Raw genomic sequence first — 24652 nt, forward strand, 5'->3', positions numbered from 1 at the left:
TCATTGAGGGTCGGCTGCCAGTGCGGCGTTTGAGCGTTCGAGCAGCTTCACCGGGCTGGTCGGCCGGCTCTTCGACAGCGTGGCCGAGAGTGGATCGGGGAAGATCTCGTCGTCGCCGGCGGCCACGCCGTCGAGGATCGCATCCGCGACGGCGGATGGTGCGGCTTTGGGGAGGTCCAGGCCCCGGGACGTGTCGGTGTCCACGGGCCGGCCAGCACGGCGTGGACGCGCACGCCCTGAGCGGTGAACTGGAGGCGCAGCGTCTGGGTGAGCGCGAGCGCCGCGGCCTTGGAGGCGGAGTACCCCGCCATCCCCGGCACCGACGCGAGCGCCGCCAATGACGCGACGTTGACCACGGCCCCGCCGGACCGCGTCCGGCCAACCAGCCTGGGGCCTCTACGTCCGCGACGCGGCGTCTGGCCTGCTGCACTGCTCCGGCATCCTGGTGGCCGCGTTCTCCCTCGACGGCGTCAGCGCCCTCACCCACTTCGAGACCACCCTCGCCCCCTTCTTCGGCCTCCCGCGCACCGCGCCCGAACTCCACGGACACGGTGTAATTCGCTGGCGCGGCATCCAACCGCGGCGGATGATCCGCAGGGCCCGGTGCCACCGCGAGCCTTCTCCTCCTGTGGGAGAGGAAGTCGTGATGGCTGTTGCCGAGTCCAAGCCATCGGGGTCCCCGCCTGAAGTCCGGGCCGTGGCCGGAGGGCTGCGTGGCAGCTGGGAAGCGGGTGTGGCGGTCTTCCGTGGCATCCCGTTCGCCGAACCCCCGGTCGGTGTGCTGCGCTTAGCCGCGCCGCGGCCGGCGCAGGGCTGGACCGAGGTACGGGACGCCGTGTCGTACCGGTCCGCCGCCCCCGCAGGGCGGCGATCTCGGCATGGACGCGCTGTCACAGGACGGGGCGGGCGACAACTGGCTGACAGTCAACGTCTGTTCCCCGACCTCGGCACGGGCGCAGGGCTGCCGACGATGGTGTGGATCCAGGGCGGCGCCTACGTGATCGGAATGTCCGGCCTCCCCGAGTACGACGGCCGCCCGCACGCGCGGGACGGCGGCGTGGTCGTGGTGACGTTCAACTACCGTGTGGGTAGGGAGGACTTCGCGCAGATCGAAGGGGCTCCTCTCCACCGGGGTCTGCTTGATCGGGTCGCCGCTCTCGAATGGGTGCGCGACAACATCCGGCCCTTCGGCGGCGACGCTGACCGGGCCGCGGTTTGCGGCCAGCCGGCAGGCGGGGGATCGGTCGCCGCGCTGCTGGCGATGGACCGTGCAGCCGGGCGCTCCCGACGGGCCGTCGCGCAGAGTGTGCCGGGCACGTTCTTCTCATCGGAATGGACGGAGCCGTCGAGGCGGCCCTCCGCTGGTGCGACTCCTGCGAGGAGCGGGTCACAAGCTACGCCAACAGCCTGCCGGCACCGGCGGTGGCACACACGACCTCGGCTTCCTTGACGGCCTGGCGGCCGCGGTCAACGCCTACGTCCGGGAGCAACAGCTGCTCACCCGGTCCGACTCCGACTTCACCACCAGCTCGGCGCGGGCCTGACCGCGGTCGTGTCGGTGAAGCTCGATCACCCCGAGTTCGAGAGGGCCACCCGCGACCGGCTGGGCAACGGACCCACGCGCGGCTGCGTCGCCGAGGCCGTCCGAGAGCATCCGACCGCCTGGCTCCGCGCCAGCCCGGTCCAAGCGACGGCCGTCCTCGCCCGGATCTCGATGACCACCCGCCACTGACAGCAGCGCACCGAAGACACCGAAGCCCAGGTCGGGGCCGGTACCCGGTCTAGGCTTCGGTGGGCAAAGCCGGTCCCAACGACCCCACCATCCACACAACAGGGCAGATCTCAAACACGGTCTTCACGGCAATACATCCAGGGCGCCGTTGGTCGCACGATAGGCGTCGGCACGGAAGGCGATAGGCCGAGTCCCAAGAATCCTGGGAGTCCGGCGGCCACTCGGGCCGCAGGCCGGAAGGAGCAGAAATGCCTCGCAGGGGTTTCGTCCGGGTCGGCGCGCTGGCAGTGGCCGCCTCCGCAATGGTGCTCGCCGCACCGGGCCTGGCCAACGCCAGCGTGGCCCCGGTCACGGTGACGGCTGACGCAGCTTGCCAGGCCTTGGAGTTCACCAGGATCGAATCGGGTCACGACCACATGTACGTGGACCCGACGGTCGACCAGAGCTCGTGCCTCTACGTGATCTGGGACAACAACGCTGGCCGCGCGGCTTACTCGTCGATGTCGCCTGCCGGCAACCAGGGCGACATCTACGACGGCCCCGACCAGAATCTCCAGGTCGAGGTACTCGACGAGGCCAACGGCCTCACCGGCTGGGGCCCCGCCAACTGACCTCTGACGGCGGCCTGCGACCCACCGCAAATCGAGGGCGGGCCCGGTATGCCGCCGCCGCTCCGGTGAGGGCGTCGGCATCGTTCGTAACCTGTCGTCACCGCCGTTGACCGGATAGGCTCACCCAAGGTGTGTCCATGACACTGACGGGGGGCCGTCGTTGATCTTCGGCATCTTGGGGCCGCTGCTGGTCGAGGACAGTCAAGGGCCACGGACACTCGCCGCCCCCAAGCAGCGAACCCTCCTCGCGTCGCTACTCCTACGGCCGAACCAGGTCGTCCCTGTCGCGGATCTTCTGGACCGCCTATGGGGCGATCACCATCCGGCCAGCGCGACAGCGACGCTGCACAACCACATCGCCCGGCTGAGGCGTTCGCTCGGCGAGGAGGCCGGTGCCCGTGTCCGGACCCGGGCACCGGGTTACCTCGTGGAGGTCCTGAACGACCAGGAACTGGACCTGGCTTCTTTCCGCGCACTGCACACCGCCGCGGCCACTACGGCCCAGGACGGCGAGTACGACAGGGCAGCTGCCCTGCTGCGCCGGGCCCTTGGGCTGTGGCGCGGGAGTGCCCTGAGCGACGTGCCCGCCACAGCGGCGCACAGCCAGGAGAGGGTGCAGCTCGACGAGCTGCGACTTGTTGTCTGGCAGCAGCGCATCGAGTACGACCTGGAGAGCGGGGTCGGCGAAGCCCTGATTCCCGAGCTGCGGGAGCTACTGGCCGCACGCCCCTTCCAGGAGAGCCTGTATGGCCAGCTCATGCGCGCGCTCTACCGATCGGGGCGGCAGGCCGACGCCTTGGGCGTGTTCCGGGAGGCGCGCGCCGCGCTGCTGGACGAGCTGGGCGTTGAACCGGGCCCCGCGCTCCAGCAGCTCCACGAGGGCCTGCTGCGGCAGGACCCCGGCCTAGCACAGAACCAGCCGGCCCGGCTCCGGCCCCCGCAGCCCCACTCCCGTGCTGAGCCACCGCGCGCGCCCTTCCAACTTCCGCCTGGTGTCGCCGATTTCACCGGGCGCCAAGAGGAGTCCGCGGCCCTGATCGCCGCGCTCACTGCCGATGGCGGTCACGGCCCCCGGATCGCTGCGGTGTCAGGGCAGGCCGGCAGCGGCAAGACCGAGCTTGCGCTGCAGGCAGCATGGCGACTGCGCGACACCTTCACCGACGGCGTGCTCTTCGCCGACCTGCAGGGTCAGCAGAGCCGATCAGCGGACCCTGCCGACGTGCTGGCCGCCTTCGCCCGCGCCCTGGGCGCGGAGAGGAGCGCGATCCCAGCCGAACGGGAGGTATGCGCGGCCCTCTATCACGGCCTCGCTGCGGGGCGCCGGCTGCTGGTGGTACTGGACAACGCCGCCGACAGCTCGCAGGTGCGTCCGCTGCTTCCCGGCCCCGGCAGCGCCGTCCTGGTCACCAGCAGGCGCCGACTCACGGGCCTCGCCGGGGCCCGCCCGTTCGACCTGGGCCTTCTCTCGCAGTCCGAAGCGGCCGACCTGTTCAGGAAGGTCGCCGGACGTGGGTACGACGAGCCGGATGCCGTCGCCGCGATTACGGCCCGGTGTGGCTACCTGCCGCTGGCGCTGCGCATCGCCGGGGCCAGGCTGGCCGCCCGACCAGCCTGGAGCGTGCAGGAGATCGCCGAACGGCTCGCCGACCGCCGCCACCGGATGGACGAGCTGCGGGCCGAGGACATGGACGTACGGGCCAGCCTCATGCTCAGCTATGCGGCGCTGCCCGGGCCGAACGCCCGCGCCTTCCGACTGCTGGCGCTCGCGAACGCGCCGATGCTGCCGCTGTCCGTCGCCTCCGCGATGCTCGACCTGCCGCGGCGTCGCGCTGAACAGATCCTCGAAGAACTGGTCGACGCACATCTGCTGACCTGCCCTCAGCGAGGTTCCTACGGCTTCCACGATCTTCAGAGGCTGTTCGGCAAGGAGCAGGCCGCCGCCACCGAGACGGCGCAGGAGCGGCTGGCGGCCCTGCGCCGCGGGGCCCGCGCCGCGCGCCGATCCACCGGTGGCCCGGCGGATCCCGGGCTCGCCGCACTGCGCCGCGTCGTCGACGACGTCGCCAGCACGTACGCGATCGGCGAGCCCCTCGAGTACGGCCCCGCCGCGCGCCGCCACGCGATGTCCGGCGAACGCCGCACCCTGCACGGCACCGTCCTCTGACCGCCGTCGCTCACTGACATCCTGCTACTGCTGTGAGCCACACACCCGGTTTCCCCTGATGGACGGGGTGGGTTGTGAGGCCGCGTCAGGCCATGCACTTTCCCCCGCGTCTCGCCACTTTCCGTATAGCGCGGTCCAGGCGCGGGCCTTGGCCGCCAGCAGGGCGACGACCTCGTCGCATCAGCGTCTCATGTTCGTGGCCGAGATCTGGTTGCCGCCGGCGAGGTCGGCGGCGCGCTGGTCGTGGCGCAGCACGGCCAGCACAAGCACCGCGATCCGGCCCGTGGGCTTGGACCGCCACCGTGATCCGATCGCTTTCAGGTGTCGTCGCAGCAGATCGGCGACGGAGGCGACGGTGGTCGTGGACAGCGGCAGACGGCACTGGTAGACCAGGGAAACGGCGTCCCCGGTCTGCTTCTTGTTCTTCGTCACACAAGTTCAACGAGCACCGGGGACGCCTTGGGGAGGGATTTCACGCCCCTTAGAGCTCGTAACGCGATCATGATCTGGACTTCTCGAGACGTTCCGTGACGAGGCTTCGGCCACCAGACCTGTCGACGCCGATGATTCCCGGCCCGTGCGGGAGTCTGTCTTTCGACAGCAATCTTCTGGAAGGCGGCCTCATGACGCCCCTGCACGACTTGCTCGAAGCCCACGTCGGAGCGGGTACGCTGCCGGGAGCGGTTGGCCTCGTGGCCCGGGGTGACCAGGTCGAGGTGGTGGCCGTCGGCGCGCAGGACGCCGGCGACGGCGCCCCGATGGCGAGGGACTCCATCTTCCGGGTCGCTTCGATCACCAAGTCCGTCACCGCCGCCGCACTGCTGATCCTCGTGGAGGAGGGCAGGATCGCACTGGACGACCCGATCGGGATGTGGCTGCCGGAGCTGGGGAAGCCGGTGGTCGTACGCACGCCGGCGAGCCCGGTGGACGACGTGGTGCCGGCCGACCGGCCCATCACCGTATTCGACGTGCTGGCCTCCCAGGCCGGGTACGGATTCCCCTCCGACTTCACACTGCCGGCGGTGCAGGAGTTGTTCACGGTGCAAAAGGACGGCCGGGTGCCGAGCAACTTCCCGCCGGCCGACGAGTGGATGGCGGCGCTCGGCCGCATCCCGCTGCTGTACCAACCGGGCGCCGCCTGGCTGTACGACACCTGCTCCGTCCTGCAGGGGGTACTGATTTCGCGGGTCACCGGACAGCCGCTGCCGGAGTTCCTGACGGAGCGGATCTTCGGGCCGCTGGGCATGGTGGACACCGGTTTCGAGGTGCCGGCCGCCAAGCGGGGCCGGTTCACCAGCTTCTACAGGCCAGGCGACGACGGCAGCCTGGAGCTCGCCGACGGCCCGGACGGCGAGTGGAGTAGCCTGCCCGCGCTACCGCTCGGCAATGGCGGGCTGGCCTCGACCGCCGACGACTGGCTGGCCTTCTGCCGGATGTTGCTGGCTGGCGGGGTGTCGGCCGACGGCCGCCGGGTGCTGTCGGCCGACTCCGTGCGCATGATGACCACCGACCATACGAATCCGGCGCAGCGCGACATCGGCGAGCTGTTCCTGGAGGGCCAGGGGTGGGGCTTCGGCGGCTCGGTTGACATCGACCGGACCAACCCGTGGAATGCGCCCGGCCGTTACGGCTGGGTCGGCGGCACGGGCACAGCGGCGCACGTCATCGCGGCCACGGGTGCGGTCACCATCCTGCTGACTCAGGTGGCAGCGATGGGTCCCGTGCCGGCACCGGTGATCAGGGAGTTCTGGCGGTACGCGGCGAACGCCTGACACACGCGTCTCGCGCCCGTGGCCTCACGGTGGGCCCAGCTGACCGGGTGGCGAAATCGGACCACGACGCATGGCTGTGTAAGCCCGCCAAGAGATCTTGCTGAGGTGTCCCGGTCGAGCGTGACTATTGTGACGATCTGATCGTTCGGCGGGTGTGACGACTCGGCGGTGGATCGTGGACGATGGCTTGTGGGCGCTGATCGAACCGCTGCTGCCGCCCTGGCCGACGCGGTCGCCGGGGCCGGGGCCGGGGCCGGGGCCGGGGCCGCTCGACTGGACCCGCGCGTGCGTGGACGGCTCCCACGTGCGCGCGAAAAAGGGGGAGCCGCGACCGGTCCGTCGCCGGTCGACCGGCGGAAGACGGGCAGCAAGCATCACCTCATCTGCGACGGCAAGGGCACCCCGCTGCACGTCATCACGACCGCCGCCAACGTCGACGACGTCACCCGGACGCTCGACCTCGTCGACGGCATCCCGCCCGTCGCCGGACGACCCGACCGGCCCCGAAGGCGGCCTGAGTGTCTTTTGGGCGACGAGGCGTACGACTCGTTGGTGGCCTCACCTGCGGCAACAACTGCGGCATCCTCCGGGCGCAGGGGCATAGCCGCCTACCGAGCCGACCGGGACGGATGGGTGCCGAAGCAGCGCCCGGCGCGCCCCGAGCGGACCGACGACGAGCCGGACGAGGGACCTGCGGAGGAACAACTCGACGGCAAGGAAACCGAGTTGGCCGTCGAGCAGGCTCCGGCCAGGTGATGGCTGCGGCCCAGAGGGGCCACCGCCAGGCGCCGGACTCGATGCGGTGGTATGCCCACATGCCGAGCTTGGTGCCGATCTTGCGGAGGAGGGCTGCTGCGCCGAGCTGGATGGCGAGGCGCAGTACCTTGTCGAAGGTGCTCTTGCTGTCTCCCGTCCAGCTGCGGGCCCGCCCGTGCGTTGCCCGGGCCCGCTGCACGGTGCCCCGCGCGAACATGGCGGACCGCTGTCCGTATGCGACCGCCTGCGGGCTTCAGCCTGCCGACGTGTGTGCCGTGCCCTTTGTGCGGATGTGCTGACTGAGAAAGAGAGCGGCGCGCTCCAGTGCCTCGTCGGCTTCGTCCAGGACGCCGGCGAACGCCTGGAAGACATGTGGAACGTCGGCGGTGATGTCCAGGATGACGTCCACTCCGGCTTCTCTCGCGTGCGTGGCCATGCGTGTGGAGTCGTCCAGGAGCATTTCGTTGGTGCCCGCCTGCAGAAGTATCGGAGGGAAGCCGGTCAGGTCGGCGAGGATGGCGGGGCTGAGCATGGGCTGGTGTGGGTCCTGTCCCGCAAGGTACATGGTCCCGGTGCGTTCCAGGCCCTCGCGCGTGAAGAACGGGTCGATGCCTGCCTTGGTGTCCATGCTCTCGCCTTTCCGGGTCATGTCGAGTCCGGGGGAGAAGGCCACGATTGCGGAGGGCATGGGCAGGCCCGCGTCACGGGCGGCGAGGCAGGTGGTGACGGTGAGGCCGCCACCGGCGGAGTCCCCGGCGAATGCGATCGCCGAAGGGTCTTCGCCGCTGTCGAGAAGTGCGCGGTAGGCGCTCAGCCCGTCCTCGATCGCGGCCGGGAACGGATACTGAGGGGCAAGTCGGTAATCCAACGAGAATGCTCTGAACCCTGTTTTGGTCACCAAGTTCCCCGTCAGTGACATCGCCGTCTCCGGTGAACCGACCACGTAGGAGCCGCCGTGAAAGTAGAGGATCGTCCCGCCCTTCGGAGTGCCGGCCGGCTCGACGAGCACCGCGGGCCGATCGCCGAGCGTCGTAGTCCGGGTGCGGATCCCAGCCGGGACGATCATTTCCCCCATCATCGCCCTGAACCCGGCGCGGAGCTCCTCCACCGACCGAGGGCCCTCCGGATTGGGCTGTCGGACCATTGCGTCGATCTCCGCGCGCTGTTGCCTGCTCATGTCGCCTCCATCGCAAGTGCATGCCGAGGAACTATATGCCTAGGAATCTAGGTTAGGATATATGCCATGGCATCTAAGTCAAGCGGTGGCCGGGTCGACCTCCCGGGCTTCTTCGCCGACCTCGTCCGCTGCGAGACGCGCCTCTACAACGCGCTGAACGACCGTCTTCGCGAGCGGCACGGGATCGTCACCTCGCAGTTCGAGTTCCTGCGCTTCCTGCGCGACCACCCCGGGGCCCGGGTGGCGGACCTCGCTGTCGAGTTCGCCATCGGGATCGGTGCGACCAGTAAGGGCATCGACCGCCTGGAGAAGCAGGCATGGGTCATCCGGCGAACCAATCCATCGGATCGCCGCTCATCACTGCTGGACCTGACCGATGACGGCCGGCAACTCGTCGAGGCGGCAGAGGTGACCTTCACCGAAATGCTGGCCGAGCTGACCGCAGGCACCATCGGCGGCCCCTCAGGACTGGCCGCCGTGCAGATCCTCTCGGAACTCCGCTCCGTGCTCGAACGCGACCAGATCGGCCTGCCTACAGGCTGACCGCATACGCATCCAGTGCGACTGCCGTTGGCCGCGTGATCAGCGTTTGTTACGAGGGTGAATGCCGCGGATTGATCACGACTCGATACGCACCCTAGTTGCGAGGAGGCAGGCAGCGGCACGGCCCCGGTCTGTACTCGTGGGCATGGCGGAGGGCTTCCGGATGGCGGATGAACCGGCGGCCGAGCACGGGGCTTCGGCCGCGCTCGCGCGGGTGTGGGATACAGCGGTGCGGCAGGCCGAGGCGCGTGTTCGTTCATGACGCTGCGCGGGCACCAGATGCGGGCCTGACTGGCTGGCGGGATCGTCTCCAGGGGGGCAGGACGGGGATGTGCGGGATTCCGGTGGCGGTGTGGAGCTGGGCCGCGTAGACCTCACCTGCGTGGGCCAGGACGTGCCGTGCGCGAGGCAGCGGGGCGGAGGGATGGTGATTCGGCCTGGACGTTCACCGAGACCGGTTCGGCGGGGATCATGCCAAGTTCACTGGCAGGCAGGGCCAGGAGCACTTCCCAGGCTCGGTCCATGGATTCGTCCAGCGATCGGTTCTCGTCCGCTCCCTGGGCGAGGAACCGGTGGCGGAAGGCGTCCTCCAGGTCCAGGAAGCACAGGTCGGTCGGGCTGAGCGCGGGCCGTCCGATCAGGTCGGCGAGTTCGCGCACCTGCCGGGACCGGGCCAGCGCGGCGATCAACTGGGCGGCGACGGACGGATGGTCGGCGCGGGTGCGGTCCGGTCCGGTTCCCTTGCGCATCAGCCGGGACAGTGAGCCCAGTGGATCGACGGGGGGATATGTGCCGACGGCGTGGACCTCGGTGGACAGCACGATCTGGCCCTCGGTGATGTAGCCCGTGAGGTCCGGCACGGGGTGGGTGATGTCGCCCGCGGGCATGGTGAGCACCGGAAGGACGGTCACCGATCCCGGGCGGCCCCTGATCCTGCCGCAGCGCTCGTACAGGGACGCGAGGTCGCTGTAGAGGTAGCCGGGGTAGGCCCGGCGCGCCGGTATCTCTCCCCGCGCGGCGGACACCTCGCGCAACGCCTCCGAGTAGGCCGTCATGTCCGTCATCACCACAAGGACGTGACGGCCTTCCGTGAAGGCGAGATGCTCCGCGACGGTCAGTGCGAGACGCGGGGTGAGCAAGCGCTCGATCACCGGGTCGTCGGCCGTGTTGACGAAGAGGGCCAGCTCCCGTGCGGCGGAACGGGCGGCCAGTCCGTCCCGCACGAACGCCGCGTCGGCGTGCGTGAGCCCCATGCCGGCGAACACGACGGCGAACGGCTCGCCGCCGCACGTCGCCTGGGCCGCGATCTGCACCGCCAACTCCAGATGGGGAAGGCCGGCTGCCGAGAACACCGGCAGTTTCTGGCCTCGTACCAGAGTGGTGAGCACGTCCACGGCGCCGACACCGGTGAGCACGGGTTCGCTCGGCGGTTCCCGGCGCACCGGGTTGACAGGCGTGCCACTGACCGGCGCGTAGGTGTCACCCAGCACCGGTGGCCCGCCGTCGGCCGGATCGCCCCGCCCGTTGCACACCCGCCCCAGCCACGCAGTGCCCACCGGTATGCGCAGCGGTGTCCCGGCGAAGGCGATGCGTGTGCCGGTCCGGTCCATGCCGGCCGTATTCTCCAGCACCTGCACCACCGCGATCTCCCGGTCCACTTCGAGGACCAGTCCGTGCCGGCGATCACCGGAGTCCAGCACGATCGTGGCGAACTCGTCCCAACCCACCCCGCTCACCCCTTCAACGACCACGAGCGGGCCGCGCAGCTCCCGCACGCCGCTGTACTCGATGCCCACCGCGTTCTCCGTGCCGCTCATGTCACCCCTTTGAGCCGGTCCAGCACGGTGTCCCGCGCGGCCTCCACCGGGTCGGTCTCGGCGGGGCCCGCGGTCTCCCGGGCCCGCAGGAGCGGGCTGAAGTCCACTGCCTCGACCACGTCCGCCGGAGAGCCGGAGTCCACCAGTTCCAGACAGCGGTCGATCACCGTCAGCGCGGCTTCGACGAGGGCGGTGGTCTTCTCGGGAGTGCTGTAGGCGTCGGCAGGCGACAGGGCGTTCTGCTGGATCACGGCCTCGCGCAGCAGCCGCCCGGCGAGCACGCTGACCCGCTCCCGGGGCGGCAGCGCGGTGATGCCCACCAGCTCCACCAGATCGGCCAGCCGGTCCGCCTCCGCCAACAGGCGCGCCACCCGCCCACGCCGCTCGGCCCACTCGGTATCACCGGCCCGGGCGTGGGCGGCGGCCAGCGTGACGGCGTCCCGCGAGAAGGAGTCCGCCCAGGAGACGGCGGGATAGTGCCGTGCGTAGGCGAGGTCGCGGTCCAGGCTCCACAGACACCGTACGCAGCGTTCAGTGTGCGCGGTGACCGGCTCGGTGCGGTCACCGCCCGGCGGGGAGACGGCGCCGATCACGGTGACGGAGCCGGCCGCACCGCCCAGGGTGCGCACCGCGGCGGCCCGCTCGTAGAACGAGGCCAGCTGGGAGGCGAGCCCCGCCGGATATCCCTCCTCGGCGGGGAGTTCGCCCATCCGCGAGGCGAACTCGCGCAGCGCTTCGGCCCAGCGGGATGTCGAGTCGGCGATCAGGACGACGTCCAGGCCCATGTCACGGAAGTACTCGGCGACTGTCGCACCGGTGTGCACGCTCGACTCGCGGGCCATCATCGGCATGTTGGAGGTGTTCGCGATGGTCACCGTGCGATCGGCCAGGCGTCCTCCGGTGCGGGGATCGGTCAGCTCCGACAGCTCCTCGATGACGTCCGCCATCTCGTTGCCGCGCTCGCCGCAGCCGACGTAGACGATCACATCGGCGTCGCACCACTTGGCGATCTGCTGCAACAGCATGGTCTTTCCGGTGCCGAAGCCGCCCGGCACGGCGACCGTACTGCCGCGGGCCACCGGGAACAGCAGATCCACGGCGCGCTGCCCGGTGTTCAGCGGCAGGTCCGTAGACAACCGCTCCGCGGCCGGCCGTTGCCTGCGCACCGGCCAGGACTGTGCCATCCGCACCTCGTGCCCGCCCACCACGGCGAGTACGGCGTCCGGGAAGTGATCGCCCGCCGCCGCGATCCAGGTCACCGTGCCCGAGAGGAGCGGTGGCACAAGGAGGCGAAGAGGCACGCTCGCTTTGACCTGCCCGAGAAGATCCCCGGCCGATACCACGGCTCCCTCGGCCACCTTTGGTGTGAACGGCCAGGTACGCCCGTCCGGCGCACCCTTCGATCCACTGGTCAGCCATTCTCCGGCGTCGGTCAAGGGGCGCAGCAGACCGTCGAAGACACCGCCGAGCAGATCCGGGGCCAGACGTACCGTCAGCGGTCGGCCCAGGGGCTGCGCCGGATGTCCGGGGGCCAGTCCGCCGGTGTACTCGTACGCCTGGACGGTGGCTGTGTCACCGCGGATGGCGACCACTTCGCCGGGCAGCCCTGCGGCGCCCAGTGTGACCAGGTCGTGCATGGCGACCGATCCGGGGCAGACGATCTCCACGAGGGGGCCGGCCACCCGAAGGATTCGTGGACGCGATGCACGGTTCCTCCGCGATGCTGCCGGCGCGAAGCCCGCGGCCTGTGGGTCTGCCCCCTGGCTGCAGCCCGGGGTCACGGCGGACCCCACAGAGTCTCGGCCCGCGCGCCCAGTCGCTCCAGGGCGCGGTCGGCGAGGGCGTCAGCCGACAGGTCGACCCGGCGGCCGGGCACCTCGGCCGTCACCCCGCCACCTGCGGCAGCCGTGACCCGGGCCTGGATGCCCAGCATGGCCTGGGCCGCCTCGGCGAGTCGGCTCTGCGGTACGCCGCCCTCGGCCAGTGCCCGGCGTACGCCTTCGCGGACCCTGGACCTCAGTTCCGCGTAGACCTCGGCACGGGCCGCGAGCTCCAGCGCCCAGGCGTCCTGAACCGCTCGCACCCGCTCCCGTTCCGCAGCGGCGGCGCCGTCACCGGCGCCCAGCTTCCGCGCCCGCGCAAACACCTGCTCGGCCGTGGCGCGGGCGGTGCGCAGGGTGTCGTCCGCGTCGGCCCGCGCACGGTCCAGGACGGCGTCGGCCGAGGCCTGCGCCGCGCGCAGCAACTGCGCGCGCACCGGATCCAAGGCGTCCACCGGCGTGGTCATGGGGGCATCACCACCGTCAGCGGTCGGGACGGGGCAGGAGCCGTGGCCGCCGTCCCCAGCGCTTCGGCGGCCTCTGCCGTGAGAATCACAATGGCGGCCGTGCCCGGAAGCCCGTGCCAGGCCCGGCGGACGGCGTCCGGATCCTCGGCGACGCGGACGTCGACCCCGGCCAGGGCCAACCCGCACACGGCGGTCCGTGACCCGATGGCGGCCACGGTGCCCATCATCCTGCCTTTCCGATCAGCAGGATCGCGACCACCAGTCCGTACACTGCGATGCCCTCCGCCAGACCGACGATCACCATCGCACGCCCGAACATCTCCGGTCGTTCGCTCAGGGCGGCCAGTGCCGCGGCGCCCGTGTAGGCGACGGCGATCGCGGCACCGATCGAGGCACCGGCCACCGCGATGGCCGCCCCGATCAGAGCGGCCCCGTTGACCCCGCCGGACGCCGCGGCCTGCGCCGACGCCTGAGCGGGGCTCGCCAGCGCCGTGGCCAGAACGGCGCAGGCAGCACCCAACAGGGCCAGGTTCGCGCCCAGCAGCCAGCGGAAGGCGTGTCTGGCCCGGCGTCGCCGCAGCAGCCGTCCGGCACCGAGCACCGCAGCCAGGACCGGCAGGACGATCAGCCAGGTGAGCATGGGATCACCTTCGTAGCGCGGTCGGCGGATTCCGCCGGGAGAACGTGCCAGGGACGGAACGGGTGGCCCTCCGTCTCGAAGATCCGGGAGAAGAGCTCGTAGAACTCCAGCCGCAGAGCCTGCACCCCGGCCACCAAGGCCTCCAGGCAGAACGAGACGGCCGTGCCCACGGTGAACAGCAGACCGGCGCCGACGACCCCTGCGGCACCGCGCCCGGCCAGGCCCGTGGTGCCGCGCCACACGAGGCCGGCGAGCGCCGCGTGAGTGAGGCCGAAAGCGGCGAGCCGGGCGAACGAGAGGCTGTTGGTGCCCGTGCGTACGACGACGTCGAACAGCCGAACGGCCGTCTCGGCGCATCCGGCGCCTCCGCCCGCCGTGGCGCGGAACAGGCCGAGCGCCACCAGCGCCAGCCCGACCAGGGCGGCACAGGCCCCGATGACCACCGCAGGCGGTCGGTGCAGCAGCAGACCGGCCGCGGCCAGGGCGAGCCCCAGGTAGAAGAGCAGACCGGCACAGCCGGACGCGGCGAACAACGCTGCCCCCCAGCCGTGCTCACGCACGCGGTTGACCGCGCCGGCCGCATGCGCGACCGAGAGCAGTGCGGCCCCGAGGATCACGGAGGCGGCCAGGAGGCGGGCCGGGTCGGCCAACGGGCTCAACCACAGCACGGGCAGCAGCCCGGTCGGGCCGAAGAACTCCCCGTAGGCCGCGCCCGCGATCATAGAGGCGATGCCCGCGCCCGCCAGGAACGGCCACAGATGGCTGAGCCGGGCGAACCGGTGGGGCCGCCTCAGGCGGAGCGCGAGCGCGCCGAGCACCAGCAAGGCCCCGTGCCCCACGTCACCGAACATGATCCCGAACATGGCGACGTAGGCGACGCCCGCAGGCCACGAGGGGTCGAGGTCCCGGTACGCCGGTGTGCCGTACGTCGTGACCAGCGGCGCGAAGGAGACGGGCCTGCCCGGTCGCAGCAGCGTCGGCGGGTCGGTGCCATGCGGGAGCGGCAGCGGCAGCAGTGCGCCGCCCGCGGCGGCCAGCCGGCCGGCGACGCGAGCCACTTCGGTGGCCGGGCACCACCCGGCCAGTGCGGCCACTTCTCCCTGCAGTACCGCGCCGTCCGCGCGTTCCTCGAGCTGGGCCTCGCCCGCCAGCAACGCGAGACTGCGACGCTCTTCGAGCAGATCGAGGTCGGGCGCGGTGGCGGCGAGGACGGCCGTGGTGGCGCTCTCGGGTCCGGCCGTCGTGGCACCTCCCCGGAGCCGCCGCAGCCGTACCGCCGCCGCACCCGGAGGCGCCTCCTCGGCGCGGTCCAGTTCCACGCAACCGGCCCCGGCGATCCGCACCAGCGCATCCCGCAGGGTCGCCTGCGGCACGATCACCGCCACACGGCGCATCCGGACCGGCGTCATCGCCTCAGCGAAGGGCATCGAAGACCTCCCCCGGCCGTCCGCCGCGCGCCGCGGACTCGAGCGCCGCCCGCACCCGCCAGGCGTCCACGGACAGCACCGCCACCGCGCCCACGACGACACGGGGGCCGAATCGGCCGTCGCGCAGCATCGCCGTACCGTCGGCGTGCACGGTCCGCCACCAGCGGGCCTCGGCCTTCCACAGCGCGCCCGGCTCCTCCACGTCGGCAAGGACCCAACCGGCGGTCGAGGGGAGACGCTCGCGGAACTCCTGGTACGAGGCGGCAGCCGACGCCCGCGCGCCGAGCAGCCGTGCCGCGTCACGTCGCGCGGGTTCCGGCAAGGGGCGGTGATGCACGAACAGTTCACGGGCTGTCAGCAGGACCGCGCGTCCTTGGGCCCAGCGGCGCGCGGGCGGTACGGCGACGGCGGTGCGCCGCGCGGCAGCCATACGCATACCGGTGGCCAGCGCCCACGGCGTATCGCCGCCCGGATCACCCCACGGCGAGGAGGCGAGCGCGGCCCGCAGCTCCGCAGGCGTCCCGGCATGCTCCAGACTCCGCCAGGCCGTCTCCAGCGCCCCGAGCCGATACGGCTGCGGGGCCTGCGTACGGCGACCGGTCTGCGCGAGCAACCGGGTGGTCACGTTGGCGATCTCGAACCCGGCGGCGAGCGGGACGAGCAGGCGGGCGCCGCCTCGGGGCAGCCAGCACGGTGACCGCAGGCATGCTCATCAGCTCCTCGGCGGTCACCCCTCCGGCCTTGGTGAGATCGGGCAGCCGGCGTGCCTGGGGGATCCGGTCCGGGGCACTGTCCCGGAACTCTTCCTTAGGCAGCAGGTCGGCCTCGGAGACGACCCCGATCACCCGGCCGTCGCCTTCGAGGACCGGCAGTGCGCTGACGTGCCACTGTTCCATGCGCTCGGCCATCTCCTTGAACAGGGCCTTGCGGCCCACCGCGACGACGGCACGCGTCATCACGTCACTCACCCGATGCGGGCTGTTGTTGCGCATGCTGTCCTCCTCACAGGACCGGACGGTCATGTCAGACCGCCGCTGCCGTAGGGGGCGTAGAGGTCGAGCAGACGGATGCGGGAGGCGTGTAGTCGCTGGGCGACCACCTGCCCGACCCAGACCGCGATCGCCCGGCCGAACTCGGGGTCCTGGGCGCAGAGCGCGCGCACGGCTTCCGCGTCGAACTCCCACGCCCGCACGGGGCTCATGGCCTCGGCGCCCAGATGCCACAGGTGCGGCTGGAAGTGCCATGACCAGCCGATCAGTTCGCCCTGCCCCAGCGACTCGATGACGGCGGAACGACGGCCCGGCACATGCAGATCCAGGGCGACGGTGCCGGTGCGGACGATCCAGAAACGGTCGGCGCGCCGGCCCTCCTCGAACAGGCGGCTGCCGGCATCGAACGAGACCTCACGGGCGAGGCGCATCAGGCGGTCGCGGTGCTCGGCCGACAAGGCCGCGGTCATGGTGGTGGCGGAAGTCATCACACCGTCTCCCTTCAGGTTCTCTGCTTTCAGCGTGAGCCCATCGACGCTCAGCCACCACGGGTCGCCCGGATCCGGCCAGGGCCCTTCGGCCCCTGTGAGCAGGCGCTGCCCCACGGCAATCTGGAAGCATCCGCCCGGAGGGGGGCCCATGACGGTGTCCACGCGCATCGCGATCATCGCGGTCGGTGACCCGTCCCGGCACGACGCGGGTGCCGGCCGCGCCGTACCCTCCCGCCTGCACGGGCGGGGGCGGGAGAGCCCCTTCCCGCCGGGCACCGTCCTCGCGGAGTGACCTCGATCCGGGTCGGCTGATCCGGTGGTGGGACCGCACCGAACTGGCCGTGGTTCTCGAGGTCGTGCACCCTCCACTTCTCGCGGCGCCGGATTGCGCGGTGCACGGTCGGCTGCCGCTGTCTGCGCGTCTCCAACGGGTCCATCCCGCCACCGCCGGCACATCACGCCCGCCGTCGGCCCACCAGTGCCGTTCGTCCCTGCTGCCCGTGCATCCGAGGAGCCGACACACATGACCACAGCGACCACCGGCCCGGCAACACAGCCGCCCGGCGGGTCACGGCCCGCGATGCTCACTTTCCTCGGTGCTGTGGGCACGGTCACCGGCAGCGAGTTTCTCGTCGAGCGACCATGCCTGCGTCCTTGGCGACTGCGGCCTCTCCCGGAGGCCGGCCGACCTGCGCCGCCGCAACCGGCCTCACGGCTCGCCTGACGGGGATCGTTGGATCGTGCTCCGGGACGGAGTGAAGCCGCAGGTCGAGGCGGCTGAGCAGGCGAATGAACACGGCTGGTCCAGACACCGGCCCGCGCTGCCGTTGTACGACGCCTCCGGCGTCGACCGCAGTGTCAAGCTGCTCGACCCGGTTCGGATGGGTGCGGAGAACGATCTCACCGTCGGCACGCGGTCCACGGTGCATCCCGCAGGCCACGTCTCGGCTCGGCCGGGGCCGCCCAGCCCTGGAGGACGTTCACCCCCTCGCCGTCACCGGCGGGCCGGCCGCCCACTACCTGCTACCGCCGGAGAAATTCCCGGGCGCCGACGTGCTTGAACCGTACGCTCGGCCGCGAAGGCGCCGTGGTCATACCGGCCGTCCGCCTGGACCGCACAGAAGTCGTCCTGCACGAACTGACGGAACTGCGCGGCGCGGGCCGGATCCCCGCCGACGTCCCCGTGTATGTCGACCCATGGGGCCGACGGCCCTGGATGTCTACGGGGACGCCGTCCTCGCCCGGGTTCCCGAACTTCGCTCCGAGACCCGAACGGAAGGCACAACCGCGCTCGGCCCCGAGCCCTTCCTGGCCGTGCGTTCGCTCCACGAGTTCATCGGCATGAGCCGCTCGAGCGGTCCGGCGATCATCGCCTCGGCGTCCGGCACGGCCATCCACCGGTGGCCGCGTCCCGCACCATCGGTGACGCCTCCCGACCGACCCGCGCAATGCGCAGGCTCCCGCAGGGGTCATCCAGCCACGGGCACGGACCCATATGGCCCTCTCCTCCGATTCCGAACGGGACGATCCTGGACCTGTCGGTGCTCGGCCGGCCGAAGCAGGTGATCAGCATGATGTGGTACGGCGGCTACGGTGGGGGCGGATGGTTGCTCATGACCCTGATCATGATTCTTTTCTGGGCGCTGCTGATCGTCGGCGGTGTCGCCCTGGTCCACTACCTCACCGGCGCCCGGCGCGGTCATCGGCCCGGCCCGCCCTCGCAGGAGGAGAGCGGGTGGAGCAACCGGCGCGCGGAGGATCTGCTGGCAGAGCGCTACGCCCGCGGAGAGATCGACGAGGACGAGTACAGACGCCGCCTCGCGACGCTGCGGGAGCAGCGGTGACCACGCGCCACGGCACACTGTTGCTGATCTTCGTCGGGCTGTCGCGGGCCGCGGTGAGGGCCGGCGGTGGCAAGCAGGGCCGCCGGGACGGGCAGCGTAGGCGAAGCCCCCCGCAACTGCCACGCGGGCAGTGGTAACGGCATCGCGCCGGGAACGAACGGCTGGACCACGCCGACGCTGCACCCCGGCCGCTACGAACTCGTCCGCAACCTTCCCGGTCACCATGCCGCCGGCATGCATGCCGAACTCGACGTCACGGACCGATGACGACCACGCTCGACCGACCCCTCACAGGTTGTGCGACCAGTCGTCGGCCTCGCCGTGTGCCGCCGGCCCGGCGGGCTGGGCGTGACGGTCGTCGAAGCGGTAGGTGAGGTGGTCGACCACGTCGACGACCCCGTCCAGGCGGCGGGCCAACGCGACCGCCATGGTGGCGTCGCTGCGGTGTTCCAGTTGCCCGGTGAGGGTGACCACACCGTCGTACACATCGACGTCGACGGTGTTCGGGCCGAGCCGCAGCGCGTCGACCAGCACCTCGCTCCGCACCGCCTGCCGGATCTCCTCGTCCGTGCGGACGAAGACCTGAAGCAGATCGCGCCGGGTGACGATGCCGACGAGCCGGTCCTCCTCGTCGACCACGGGCAGTCGCTCGATGCCGTGCAGTGTCATCAGCCGGGCGGCCTCACGGACAGTCGCCTCCGCGGGCACCGTCACGGCGGGCGCCGACATCACGCCACCGGCCGTACGCGCGCGCAACCTGGCGGAGTTCTTCCGCGCACCGCGTCGCAGCTGGTGAACCCATGTACCGAGACGGCTGCGCGGTTCCGAGAGGACTGCCTGGCGTTGCATCAGGTCGGTCTCGGAGACGACACCTATGACCTTGTCGTCCTCGTCGGTCACCGGCAGTCCGCTGACGCGGTGCTCGCGCAGGAGTCGTACGACGTCCTTGAACGGCGTGCCGTAGTCGGCCGTGACGACGTCGTCGGTCATGACGGCGCCGATCCTCGTGGGTTCCATGGCGGACCTCCTTCGAAGGCGGTGATCCGGTCAGCGCAGCCGGCGCAGGTACGGGTCCTGAGCCAGGCGTGGCGCGAGCCTGATGCGGGCATCGAGCGTCGTGATCCCGTGCGGCCCGGCCAGCACCGGGTTGAGATCGGCATCCGTCAGCTGGGGCAGGTCCGAGGCCATCCGGGACAGCCGGTGCAGCAGTTGTTCCAGGGCACCGAGGTCGGCGGTGGGACTGCCGGCGTACCCGAACAGCAGCGGGGAGCAGCGGGGTGAGGCCAGCAGGTCGTGCGCGTCGAGCTCGGTCAGCGGGGCCAGCCGGGCCGCGTGGTCGGCGAGCAGTTCCGTCGCCGTACCGCCGAGCCCGAACACCACGAGCGGCCCGAAGACCTCGTCCCGCGCGATCCCGGCGAACAGCTCAGTGCCGCGCTCGGCCAGCGGCTGGACGACCACGCCGGTCATCCGGTCACCGAACCGGGTGATCAGATCCCGGTGTGCGGCCCTGACCTGGGCGCTGGTCTGCAGGTCCAGGTGGAGGGCGCGTTGCTCGCTCTTGTGCAGCAGCCCTGGCCAGTAGGCCTTCATCACGACCCGTCCGTCAGGCCCCGCGAGCCGCTCGGCCGCTGCCACGGCCTCGTCGTCGTCCTCGGCCCATGCCCAGGGGATCTGCGGGATGACGTAGCAGGCGAGGAGCAACGAGGTTGCCCGCGGATCCAGCCACCCGCCCTCCGGGTTGGCGTCCAGGTACGCGGCGACGATCTCCCGTGCGCGAGCGGTCTCCACGTCCGGCAACTCCGGAACCGCGCTGGGAAGTCGGGCAAGCCATTTCGCGCGGGCGGCGGCGTGGGCCAGGGCGCGGGCGGCATCCTCTGCGTCCGAGTACGCGGGAACAGCGGTCTCGCCCGCGGTCTGCAGCAGCTCGACACGGGACGACTGAGTGGGCAGGACAGCGAGAACCGGGCGGGGGAGCCGCCCTGCCGTCCGTGTCAGCGCGTGTAGGAGATCCTCGCCGGTAGCCGTGGCTACGGCGGTCGGGACGAGCGTGACGAGGACGGCGTCGACGGCACCGTGCCGGGCCAGGAGACCGGTACACGAACGCAGTTGCTCCTCGCCGACCACCGCGGTCACGTCCACCGGATTGGTGGCGGTGGCGCCATCGGGCAGCACACCGAGAAGTTCGTTCACCAGGTCGACGCCGAGCGAGGGGACGTCGAGCCCGGCTTCCGCGCACGCGTCGGCGGCGAGGACGCCCACTCCGCCGGCATTGCTCACGACAGCCACTTTCGTGCCCTTGGGGAGGGGCTGTGCATGGAGCAGTGCGGCGGTGTCGAGGAGTTCGCCGATGGTCCGGGTTGCGGTGACGCCGGCCTGGGCGAACAGGACCTGGCGGGTCATGGTGGGGGTGGCCGCGGCTGCGGTGTGGGAAGCCGCACCGCGCCGCCCGGCCTCGGAGCGGCCCGCGTCGACTGTGAGTACCGGCATGGAGTGGGCGACGCGGCGGGCGGTACGCGAGAAGGCACGTGGGTTGCCGAAGGACTCCAGGTGCAGCACCGCCAGGTCGGTGTGCCCGTCGCTCTCCCACCACTGGAGCATGTCGTTGCCGCTGACGTCGTACTTGTCGCCGAGTGAGACGAAGCTGGACGCGCCGATGCCGAGCCGGGCGAGCCCGTCCAGCAGCGCGATGCCGATACCGCCGGACTGTACGGCGACTCCGGCGGTGCCGGGCCCTGGGTGGTGTGCGGCGAAGGTCGCGTCGAGACGGACGTCGTCCGCGGTGTTGGCCAGGCCCAGACAGTTCGGGCCGACGAGCCTCATGCCGTGTCGCCGGCACACGTCCATGAGAGCACCGGACTGATGCCGGTTCAGGCCCGCGGACACCACGAGCAGAGCGCCCATCCCGGCCTTCCCGCACTCCTGCGCCACCTCGGCAACGGCGGGCGCCGGTACGGCGATCACGGCCAGGTCGGCCACCTGCGGCAGGTCGGAGACTGACCGGTAGGCGCGCACGCCGGCGATCGCACCGGCCTCGGGGTGTACGACGAAGCACGGCCCGGTGTAGTCACCGCTGCAGATGTTCCGCAGAATCGCGCGCCCCACGGAGCCGGGCCTGCGGCCCGCACCGATCACCACGACACTCCTTGGCCGCAGCAGCCGCTGCATGCTGACCACGTCGGCGACCCGCCCCCGGGCATCGACGGCTTCCAAGTAGGGTTCGTCCTCGGTGAGTTCGACCGTGCAGTGCACCTCGGGGCCCTGGAAGTGGCGGGTGACGCGCAGCCCCAGGTCGTGGAAGACCTTCAGCACCTCGTGGTTCTCGGACAAGGCGTCCGCGGTGAAAGCCGTCACACCCGCCGTACGAGCCGCGTCGGCCAGGTGCTCCAGCAGCAGTGTGGCCACACCCCGGTGGTGCCAGCCGTCGGCGACGGCCACCGCGATCTCGGCGGAGCTGCCCGGCGGCAGGACCTCGTATTCGGCCAGGCCCACCAGATGTCCCCCGTACTCGGCGGCCAGTGCACGGTAGCCGGGCCGTTCGCCGGCGGCCACCCGGTCGGCGGCCACTCGGGCGGAGGCCGGGCTGACGGAGAAGAACCGCAGCCGCAGATGTTCCAGTGACATCTCCTCATACAGCCGTAGGACTTCATCGCTGTCCGCCGGACCCGCCTGCCGTATCCGCACGGTGGTGCCGTCGGTCAGCAGCGCGTGCACCGGAGCTTCCTTGATGCCGGCCATCATGAGGCCTCCCTCCGGACGCATCCCCTCCAGCGTCCGGCGCGCGCTCGCTGGATCACAGGGGCTGACCGGGTAAGCGTCCGGGACGAGTGGCCCCGGCGCGCTCTCAGGCCGGTGCCGGTCCGTCCGTGCCGGAGCAGGTCCGGCGTCAGCACCGCGGCGGCCCGCGCCCCGAAGGCAGACGAGGCTGGTGCGACCGAGGAGACCGCTGTGACGCACGTTCCGGCTCTCTTCCCGCTCAAGAGCCTGCCCGCCTGGCTGACCGTGATGACCCGGCTCAACCCCCTCACCTATGCCGTCGATCCCTTGCGCCACCTCGTCTTCGCCGCCCAGCACATGCCACGCGCAGCCCAGGCTCGCTTCCCCACAGGGGTCACCCTTTTCGGACATCAGCTGCCCCTCGCCGCCGAACTGGGCATAGTCTGTGCCTGCGTGCCCGTCTTCCTCGCCGTGGCCATCAACGGCTTCGGTAAACCGGATTAGGACGCGACCAGCGTGTCGGCATCCGGTCCAGGCAGCGGGGGACCGGAAAGTGCGCGGACGGGGACGAACGGCCCAAGCGCGGTCGGCAACCGCAGCCCAGACTTGGACCCATGACCGTGAACGGTACGTCTGAACTCGACCACGCACAGTGCCTGGCACTGCTCGGCGCGTGTCGCTACGGGCGCGTGGTCTTCACTGATCAGGCCCTGCCCGTGGTCGTTCCGGTCTCCTGCCTGCTCGACCGCGACGGCGTTGTCATCGGTGGGTGTGACGACCGGCGTCTGGACCGCCTGCGCGACGGCGATGTCGTCGTCTTCCAGGCGGACAGGGCGAGCGAGGCGGGCGACGTCACCGAGAGCGTCACGGTCACCGGTTACACCCACAGCATCCACGACGCTCACGAAATCGACCGAATCATCGGCCTCGCCGTCGACGGGTACTGGTGCCCGAAAGCCGACGAAAAGATCATGTCGATCGGGCTCACGATCGTGGACGGCCGTCGGTACCTCCGGGCCGCCGGCTGACCCTGCGCTCGCTGGAATCTGCTCCGGTCAAGCGCGATGATGTATCGCGCCTGATTTGGAGCATGTGTCATGCCTGCTGCTGAGAGAGAGCCTGGCAGGCCGAACGCGCCGGCCCGGCCGACCGCCGGCCCGCACCCAGGACGCCTGTACTTCCCCGACCCCGCCCGCCTTGAACTCGACCAGGCGGTGCAGAACCTGCTGGCCACCGCACACGAGGTACAGCGCACCCAGGGCCGGATCCGCGCGCTGCTGCGCGCGGTCATGCTGGTCACCGACGAGAGCGACCTGGCCAGGATTCTGCGGCAGCTGGTCATCTCCGCACGCGACCTGACCGGGGCCGCCTGGGCCGCCGTGGTGCCGGGCGATGAGTTCGGCCGGGCCGACAACATGATCCACGCGGGACTGCAGGACGCGGACGCCGACCACCTCGACCCGATCGCGCTCGCGCTGCACGACTTCCAGGACCACTTCGCAGGCCGTGACATCGTCCGGGTGGACGACGCCAGGGTCTCCCGGGCACACCGCCGGTCAGTGCCCTCCTCGGCGCCGCGATCCGGACCGGCAACGGGAACGCCGCGCACCTGTACCTGGCCGACAAGCACCACCCCGGCCACTCCCCGGGACCCTTCAGCTCCGAGGACGAGGAGCTGGTGCAGGTGCTGGCATCGGCGGCCGCAACCGCCGTGGACCACGCCGTGCTGCTGGACCAGATTCGGCTGCGCGAGGCATGGCAGCACGCGCATACCCAGCTCACCACCGCCATCCTCAGCGACGCCGACGGCGACCACGCGCTGCAGGTCATCGCCGAGCAGGCCCTGCAGATCGCCGAGGCCGACACCGCCCTGGTCAGCCTGCCCGACCGTGCGCCCGACCGCCTGGTCGTCCGCGCCGCAGCCGGCCTCGGCAGCTCCGAACTGCTCGGCCGGACACAGCCCGTGGACGCCGCCTCCCTGACCGGCCGCGCCTACGCCACAGGCCGGCCCCGGATCACCGAGGACGCCCGCGGCGGTCTCCACATTCTGGGCCTGCAGCTCCCGGTTGCGACGAGCCTGGGTCCGGCCATGGCCGTCCCGCTCACCGACCGAGACACACCCGTCGGCACGCTGTCCGTCGCCCGTGCCACGACGCGCAGGCGCTTCGGCAGCACAGAGGTGGAACTCCTCGCCTCCTTCGCCGTCCAGGCGGCACTCGCCCGGCGCCTGACCGCAGACCGTGCGGACGACGAACAACTCAGACTCCTCCACGACAGTGACCGCATCGGAGCCGACCTGCGCGAGCGCACCATCCGGGATCTCTACGCCATCGGCCTCGACCTGCACAGCATCGCCGGACGCCTCGACTCCGACCGGCAGCAGGCAGTGCTCGACGGTGCCGATCGCATCGACGTGGTCATCAAGGACATCACCGGCACCGTCTTCGGCCTCCGGATCACCCGTGAGAGCTGAGCCGCGTTCGAGCACCGGGGAATCACGGCCGACTCGTCGACGGCAGGCGGAGCGCAGGTGTGCACGTCCAGGCCAACGGCTCGGCCGGGGCCGGCGGTGCCCGGCATCATTGGTCAGCAGCGCTGTCGGACCGCGTGCCCGACTCGGGGGAGCAGTCGGAGACGCGCAACCGCAAGGTCCGCAGCCCCAGAACGTCGCAGAGAAGGCCCTCGAGG

Annotated in this window: 28 protein-coding genes and 2 pseudogenes; 14 read left to right on the forward strand and 16 right to left on the reverse strand. The window is 71.1% G+C overall.

Going from position 1 to position 24652, the window contains the following annotated elements:
* Positions 1-204, reverse strand: a complete 204-nt coding sequence (locus GQF42_RS46625) for a Rossmann-fold NAD(P)-binding domain-containing protein (RefSeq protein ID WP_233273690.1) — start codon at positions 202-204, stop codon at positions 1-3.
* Positions 205-260: 56 nt separating this feature from the next.
* A pseudogene (locus GQF42_RS47895) lies at positions 261-356 on the reverse strand (SDR family NAD(P)-dependent oxidoreductase); the annotation flags it as partial.
* A gap of 290 nt (positions 357-646) precedes the next feature.
* On the opposite strand from GQF42_RS47895, the gene GQF42_RS47900 reads away from it, so the two are divergent.
* The 5 genes from GQF42_RS47900 (at position 647) to GQF42_RS42715 (ending at position 4507) form a co-directional block, all read left to right on the forward strand.
* On the forward strand, positions 647-1450 hold the full coding sequence (locus tag GQF42_RS47900; RefSeq protein ID WP_375996472.1) for a carboxylesterase family protein: 804 nt from the start codon (positions 647-649) through the stop codon (positions 1448-1450).
* Positions 1365-1544, forward strand: coding sequence for a hypothetical protein (locus GQF42_RS45240; RefSeq protein ID WP_199273183.1), 180 nt, complete (start codon positions 1365-1367; stop codon positions 1542-1544). Before GQF42_RS47900 ends, GQF42_RS45240 begins: the two co-directional genes overlap by 86 nt.
* A gap of 14 nt (positions 1545-1558) precedes the next feature.
* Positions 1559-1732 (forward strand): TopoII/MutL transducer domain-containing protein, encoded by a 174-nt coding sequence (locus GQF42_RS42705; RefSeq protein ID WP_158929034.1) that lies wholly within the window; start codon positions 1559-1561, stop codon positions 1730-1732.
* A 248-nt stretch (positions 1733-1980) separates the two neighbouring features.
* A complete protein-coding gene (locus GQF42_RS42710; protein ID WP_158929036.1) occupies positions 1981-2343 on the forward strand; it encodes a hypothetical protein in 363 nt (120 codons plus the stop codon).
* A 160-nt stretch (positions 2344-2503) separates the two neighbouring features.
* Positions 2504-4507, forward strand: coding sequence for an AfsR/SARP family transcriptional regulator (locus GQF42_RS42715; protein ID WP_158929038.1), 2004 nt, complete (start codon positions 2504-2506; stop codon positions 4505-4507).
* 180 nt (positions 4508-4687) lie between these two features.
* Here the strand turns inward: GQF42_RS42715 and GQF42_RS42720 are convergent, their stop codons facing one another.
* Positions 4688-4939, reverse strand: coding sequence for a hypothetical protein (locus tag GQF42_RS42720; protein WP_158929040.1), 252 nt, complete (start codon positions 4937-4939; stop codon positions 4688-4690).
* Positions 4940-5130: 191 nt separating this feature from the next.
* Here GQF42_RS42720 and GQF42_RS42725 point away from each other — a divergent pair, with 191 nt between their 5' ends.
* Both GQF42_RS42725 and GQF42_RS47905 read left to right on the forward strand, forming a co-directional pair.
* A complete protein-coding gene (locus GQF42_RS42725; protein WP_158929042.1) occupies positions 5131-6279 on the forward strand; it encodes a serine hydrolase domain-containing protein in 1149 nt (382 codons plus the stop codon).
* A gap of 189 nt (positions 6280-6468) precedes the next feature.
* Entirely contained in the window at positions 6469-7035 is a 567-nt protein-coding gene (locus GQF42_RS47905; protein WP_158929044.1) for a transposase, read from the forward strand.
* 253 nt (positions 7036-7288) lie between these two features.
* Here GQF42_RS47905 and GQF42_RS42735 read toward each other — a convergent pair whose 3' ends face one another.
* Positions 7289-8143: an alpha/beta hydrolase gene (locus GQF42_RS42735; RefSeq protein WP_456115211.1), complete on the reverse strand. Its 855-nt coding sequence runs from the start codon at positions 8141-8143 to the stop codon at positions 7289-7291.
* Positions 8144-8278: 135 nt separating this feature from the next.
* Here GQF42_RS42735 and GQF42_RS42740 point away from each other — a divergent pair, with 135 nt between their 5' ends.
* On the forward strand, positions 8279-8755 hold the full coding sequence (locus GQF42_RS42740; RefSeq protein WP_158929048.1) for a MarR family winged helix-turn-helix transcriptional regulator: 477 nt from the start codon (positions 8279-8281) through the stop codon (positions 8753-8755).
* Between the two features lie 374 nt (positions 8756-9129).
* Here the strand turns inward: GQF42_RS42740 and GQF42_RS42745 are convergent, their stop codons facing one another.
* From GQF42_RS42745 to GQF42_RS42785, 9 genes and pseudogenes are all read right to left on the reverse strand, one after another.
* Positions 9130-10572, reverse strand: a complete 1443-nt coding sequence (locus tag GQF42_RS42745) for a V-type ATP synthase subunit B (protein WP_158929050.1) — start codon at positions 10570-10572, stop codon at positions 9130-9132.
* Positions 10569-12365, reverse strand: a complete 1797-nt coding sequence (locus tag GQF42_RS42750) for a V-type ATP synthase subunit A (RefSeq protein ID WP_158929052.1) — start codon at positions 12363-12365, stop codon at positions 10569-10571. The genes GQF42_RS42745 and GQF42_RS42750 overlap by 4 nt, the downstream gene beginning before the upstream one ends.
* Complete coding sequence (locus GQF42_RS42755) at positions 12350-12859, reverse strand: hypothetical protein (RefSeq protein WP_158929054.1); 510 nt, start codon at positions 12857-12859, stop codon at positions 12350-12352. Before GQF42_RS42755 ends, GQF42_RS42750 begins: the two co-directional genes overlap by 16 nt.
* Positions 12856-13083 (reverse strand): V-type ATP synthase subunit F, encoded by a 228-nt coding sequence (locus tag GQF42_RS42760; protein WP_199273158.1) that lies wholly within the window; start codon positions 13081-13083, stop codon positions 12856-12858. The genes GQF42_RS42755 and GQF42_RS42760 overlap by 4 nt, the downstream gene beginning before the upstream one ends.
* The gene (locus GQF42_RS42765; RefSeq protein WP_158929059.1) at positions 13083-13499 is read right to left on the reverse strand and encodes an ATP synthase subunit C; all 417 of its coding nucleotides are present in this window, start codon (positions 13497-13499) and stop codon (positions 13083-13085) included. Before GQF42_RS42765 ends, GQF42_RS42760 begins: the two co-directional genes overlap by 1 nt.
* Entirely contained in the window at positions 13484-14926 is a 1443-nt protein-coding gene (locus tag GQF42_RS42770) for a V-type ATPase 116kDa subunit family protein (protein ID WP_233273692.1), read from the reverse strand. Before GQF42_RS42770 ends, GQF42_RS42765 begins: the two co-directional genes overlap by 16 nt.
* The gene (locus GQF42_RS42775; RefSeq protein WP_233273863.1) at positions 14913-15551 is read right to left on the reverse strand and encodes a hypothetical protein; all 639 of its coding nucleotides are present in this window, start codon (positions 15549-15551) and stop codon (positions 14913-14915) included. The genes GQF42_RS42770 and GQF42_RS42775 overlap by 14 nt, the downstream gene beginning before the upstream one ends.
* 58 nt (positions 15552-15609) lie before the next feature.
* A pseudogene (locus GQF42_RS46635) lies at positions 15610-15918 on the reverse strand (CBS domain-containing protein); the annotation flags it as partial.
* Positions 15919-15944: 26 nt separating this feature from the next.
* A complete protein-coding gene (locus GQF42_RS42785; RefSeq protein WP_158929063.1) occupies positions 15945-16403 on the reverse strand; it encodes a Crp/Fnr family transcriptional regulator in 459 nt (152 codons plus the stop codon).
* Between the two features lie 151 nt (positions 16404-16554).
* Between GQF42_RS42785 and GQF42_RS42790 the strand changes: the two genes are divergently transcribed.
* The 3 genes from GQF42_RS42790 (at position 16555) to GQF42_RS42800 (ending at position 18517) form a co-directional block, all read left to right on the forward strand.
* Complete coding sequence (locus tag GQF42_RS42790) at positions 16555-16698, forward strand: hypothetical protein (RefSeq protein WP_158929065.1); 144 nt, start codon at positions 16555-16557, stop codon at positions 16696-16698.
* Between the two features lie 1279 nt (positions 16699-17977).
* Positions 17978-18250 (forward strand): SHOCT domain-containing protein, encoded by a 273-nt coding sequence (locus tag GQF42_RS42795; protein WP_233273693.1) that lies wholly within the window; start codon positions 17978-17980, stop codon positions 18248-18250.
* Between the two features lie 66 nt (positions 18251-18316).
* On the forward strand, positions 18317-18517 hold the full coding sequence (locus GQF42_RS42800) for a hypothetical protein (protein ID WP_158929069.1): 201 nt from the start codon (positions 18317-18319) through the stop codon (positions 18515-18517).
* Positions 18518-18538: 21 nt separating this feature from the next.
* Here the strand turns inward: GQF42_RS42800 and GQF42_RS42805 are convergent, their stop codons facing one another.
* Both GQF42_RS42805 and GQF42_RS42810 read right to left on the reverse strand, forming a co-directional pair.
* Positions 18539-19267 (reverse strand): CBS domain-containing protein, encoded by a 729-nt coding sequence (locus GQF42_RS42805; RefSeq protein ID WP_158929071.1) that lies wholly within the window; start codon positions 19265-19267, stop codon positions 18539-18541.
* Between the two features lie 30 nt (positions 19268-19297).
* Positions 19298-21988 carry a bifunctional acetate--CoA ligase family protein/GNAT family N-acetyltransferase gene (locus GQF42_RS42810; protein WP_158929073.1) on the reverse strand — a complete coding sequence of 897 codons (2691 nt, stop codon included), beginning with the start codon at positions 21986-21988 and terminating at the stop codon, positions 19298-19300.
* Between the two features lie 207 nt (positions 21989-22195).
* Here GQF42_RS42810 and GQF42_RS42815 point away from each other — a divergent pair, with 207 nt between their 5' ends.
* Together GQF42_RS42815 and GQF42_RS42820 are read left to right on the forward strand one after the other, a co-directional pair.
* The gene (locus GQF42_RS42815; protein ID WP_158929075.1) at positions 22196-22468 is read left to right on the forward strand and encodes an ABC-2 transporter permease; all 273 of its coding nucleotides are present in this window, start codon (positions 22196-22198) and stop codon (positions 22466-22468) included.
* A 110-nt stretch (positions 22469-22578) separates the two neighbouring features.
* Positions 22579-22992 carry a pyridoxamine 5'-phosphate oxidase family protein gene (locus GQF42_RS42820; protein WP_158929077.1) on the forward strand — a complete coding sequence of 138 codons (414 nt, stop codon included), beginning with the start codon at positions 22579-22581 and terminating at the stop codon, positions 22990-22992.
* 27 nt (positions 22993-23019) lie between these two features.
* Here the strand turns inward: GQF42_RS42820 and GQF42_RS42825 are convergent, their stop codons facing one another.
* A complete protein-coding gene (locus tag GQF42_RS42825) occupies positions 23020-23460 on the reverse strand; it encodes a hypothetical protein (protein WP_158929079.1) in 441 nt (146 codons plus the stop codon).
* A gap of 182 nt (positions 23461-23642) precedes the next feature.
* On the opposite strand from GQF42_RS42825, the gene GQF42_RS42830 reads away from it, so the two are divergent.
* Positions 23643-24437 carry a GAF domain-containing protein gene (locus tag GQF42_RS42830; RefSeq protein WP_158929081.1) on the forward strand — a complete coding sequence of 265 codons (795 nt, stop codon included), beginning with the start codon at positions 23643-23645 and terminating at the stop codon, positions 24435-24437.
* The last annotated feature ends 215 nt before the right edge of the window (positions 24438-24652 follow it).

This window comes from Streptomyces broussonetiae, assembly GCF_009796285.1.
Classification (GTDB): domain Bacteria; phylum Actinomycetota; class Actinomycetes; order Streptomycetales; family Streptomycetaceae; genus Streptomyces; species Streptomyces broussonetiae.

Bases quoted from the DNA above. Each gene is read 5' to 3' on its own strand.
- GQF42_RS47900 (WP_375996472.1), top strand. From the start codon at position 647: ATGGCTGTTGCCGAGTCCAAGCCATCGGGGTCCCCGCCTGAAGTCCGG.
- GQF42_RS42710 (WP_158929036.1), top strand. From the start codon at position 1,981: ATGCCTCGCAGGGGTTTCGTCCGGGTCGGCGCGCTGGCAGTGGCCGCC.
- GQF42_RS42725 (WP_158929042.1), top strand. From the start codon at position 5,131: ATGACGCCCCTGCACGACTTGCTCGAAGCCCACGTCGGAGCGGGTACG.
- GQF42_RS42740 (WP_158929048.1), top strand. From the start codon at position 8,279: ATGGCATCTAAGTCAAGCGGTGGCCGGGTCGACCTCCCGGGCTTCTTC.
- GQF42_RS42745 (WP_158929050.1), bottom strand. From the start codon at position 10,572: ATGAGCGGCACGGAGAACGCGGTGGGCATCGAGTACAGCGGCGTGCGG.
- GQF42_RS42755 (WP_158929054.1), bottom strand. From the start codon at position 12,859: ATGACCACGCCGGTGGACGCCTTGGATCCGGTGCGCGCGCAGTTGCTG.
- GQF42_RS42760 (WP_199273158.1), bottom strand. From the start codon at position 13,083: ATGGGCACCGTGGCCGCCATCGGGTCACGGACCGCCGTGTGCGGGTTG.
- GQF42_RS42765 (WP_158929059.1), bottom strand. From the start codon at position 13,499: ATGCTCACCTGGCTGATCGTCCTGCCGGTCCTGGCTGCGGTGCTCGGT.
- GQF42_RS42770 (WP_233273692.1), bottom strand. From the start codon at position 14,926: ATGCCCTTCGCTGAGGCGATGACGCCGGTCCGGATGCGCCGTGTGGCG.
- GQF42_RS42785 (WP_158929063.1), bottom strand. From the start codon at position 16,403: ATGACTTCCGCCACCACCATGACCGCGGCCTTGTCGGCCGAGCACCGC.
- GQF42_RS42790 (WP_158929065.1), top strand. From the start codon at position 16,555: ATGACGGTGTCCACGCGCATCGCGATCATCGCGGTCGGTGACCCGTCC.
- GQF42_RS42795 (WP_233273693.1), top strand. From the start codon at position 17,978: ATGATGTGGTACGGCGGCTACGGTGGGGGCGGATGGTTGCTCATGACC.
- GQF42_RS42805 (WP_158929071.1), bottom strand. From the start codon at position 19,267: ATGGAACCCACGAGGATCGGCGCCGTCATGACCGACGACGTCGTCACG.
- GQF42_RS42810 (WP_158929073.1), bottom strand. From the start codon at position 21,988: ATGATGGCCGGCATCAAGGAAGCTCCGGTGCACGCGCTGCTGACCGAC.
- GQF42_RS42820 (WP_158929077.1), top strand. From the start codon at position 22,579: ATGACCGTGAACGGTACGTCTGAACTCGACCACGCACAGTGCCTGGCA.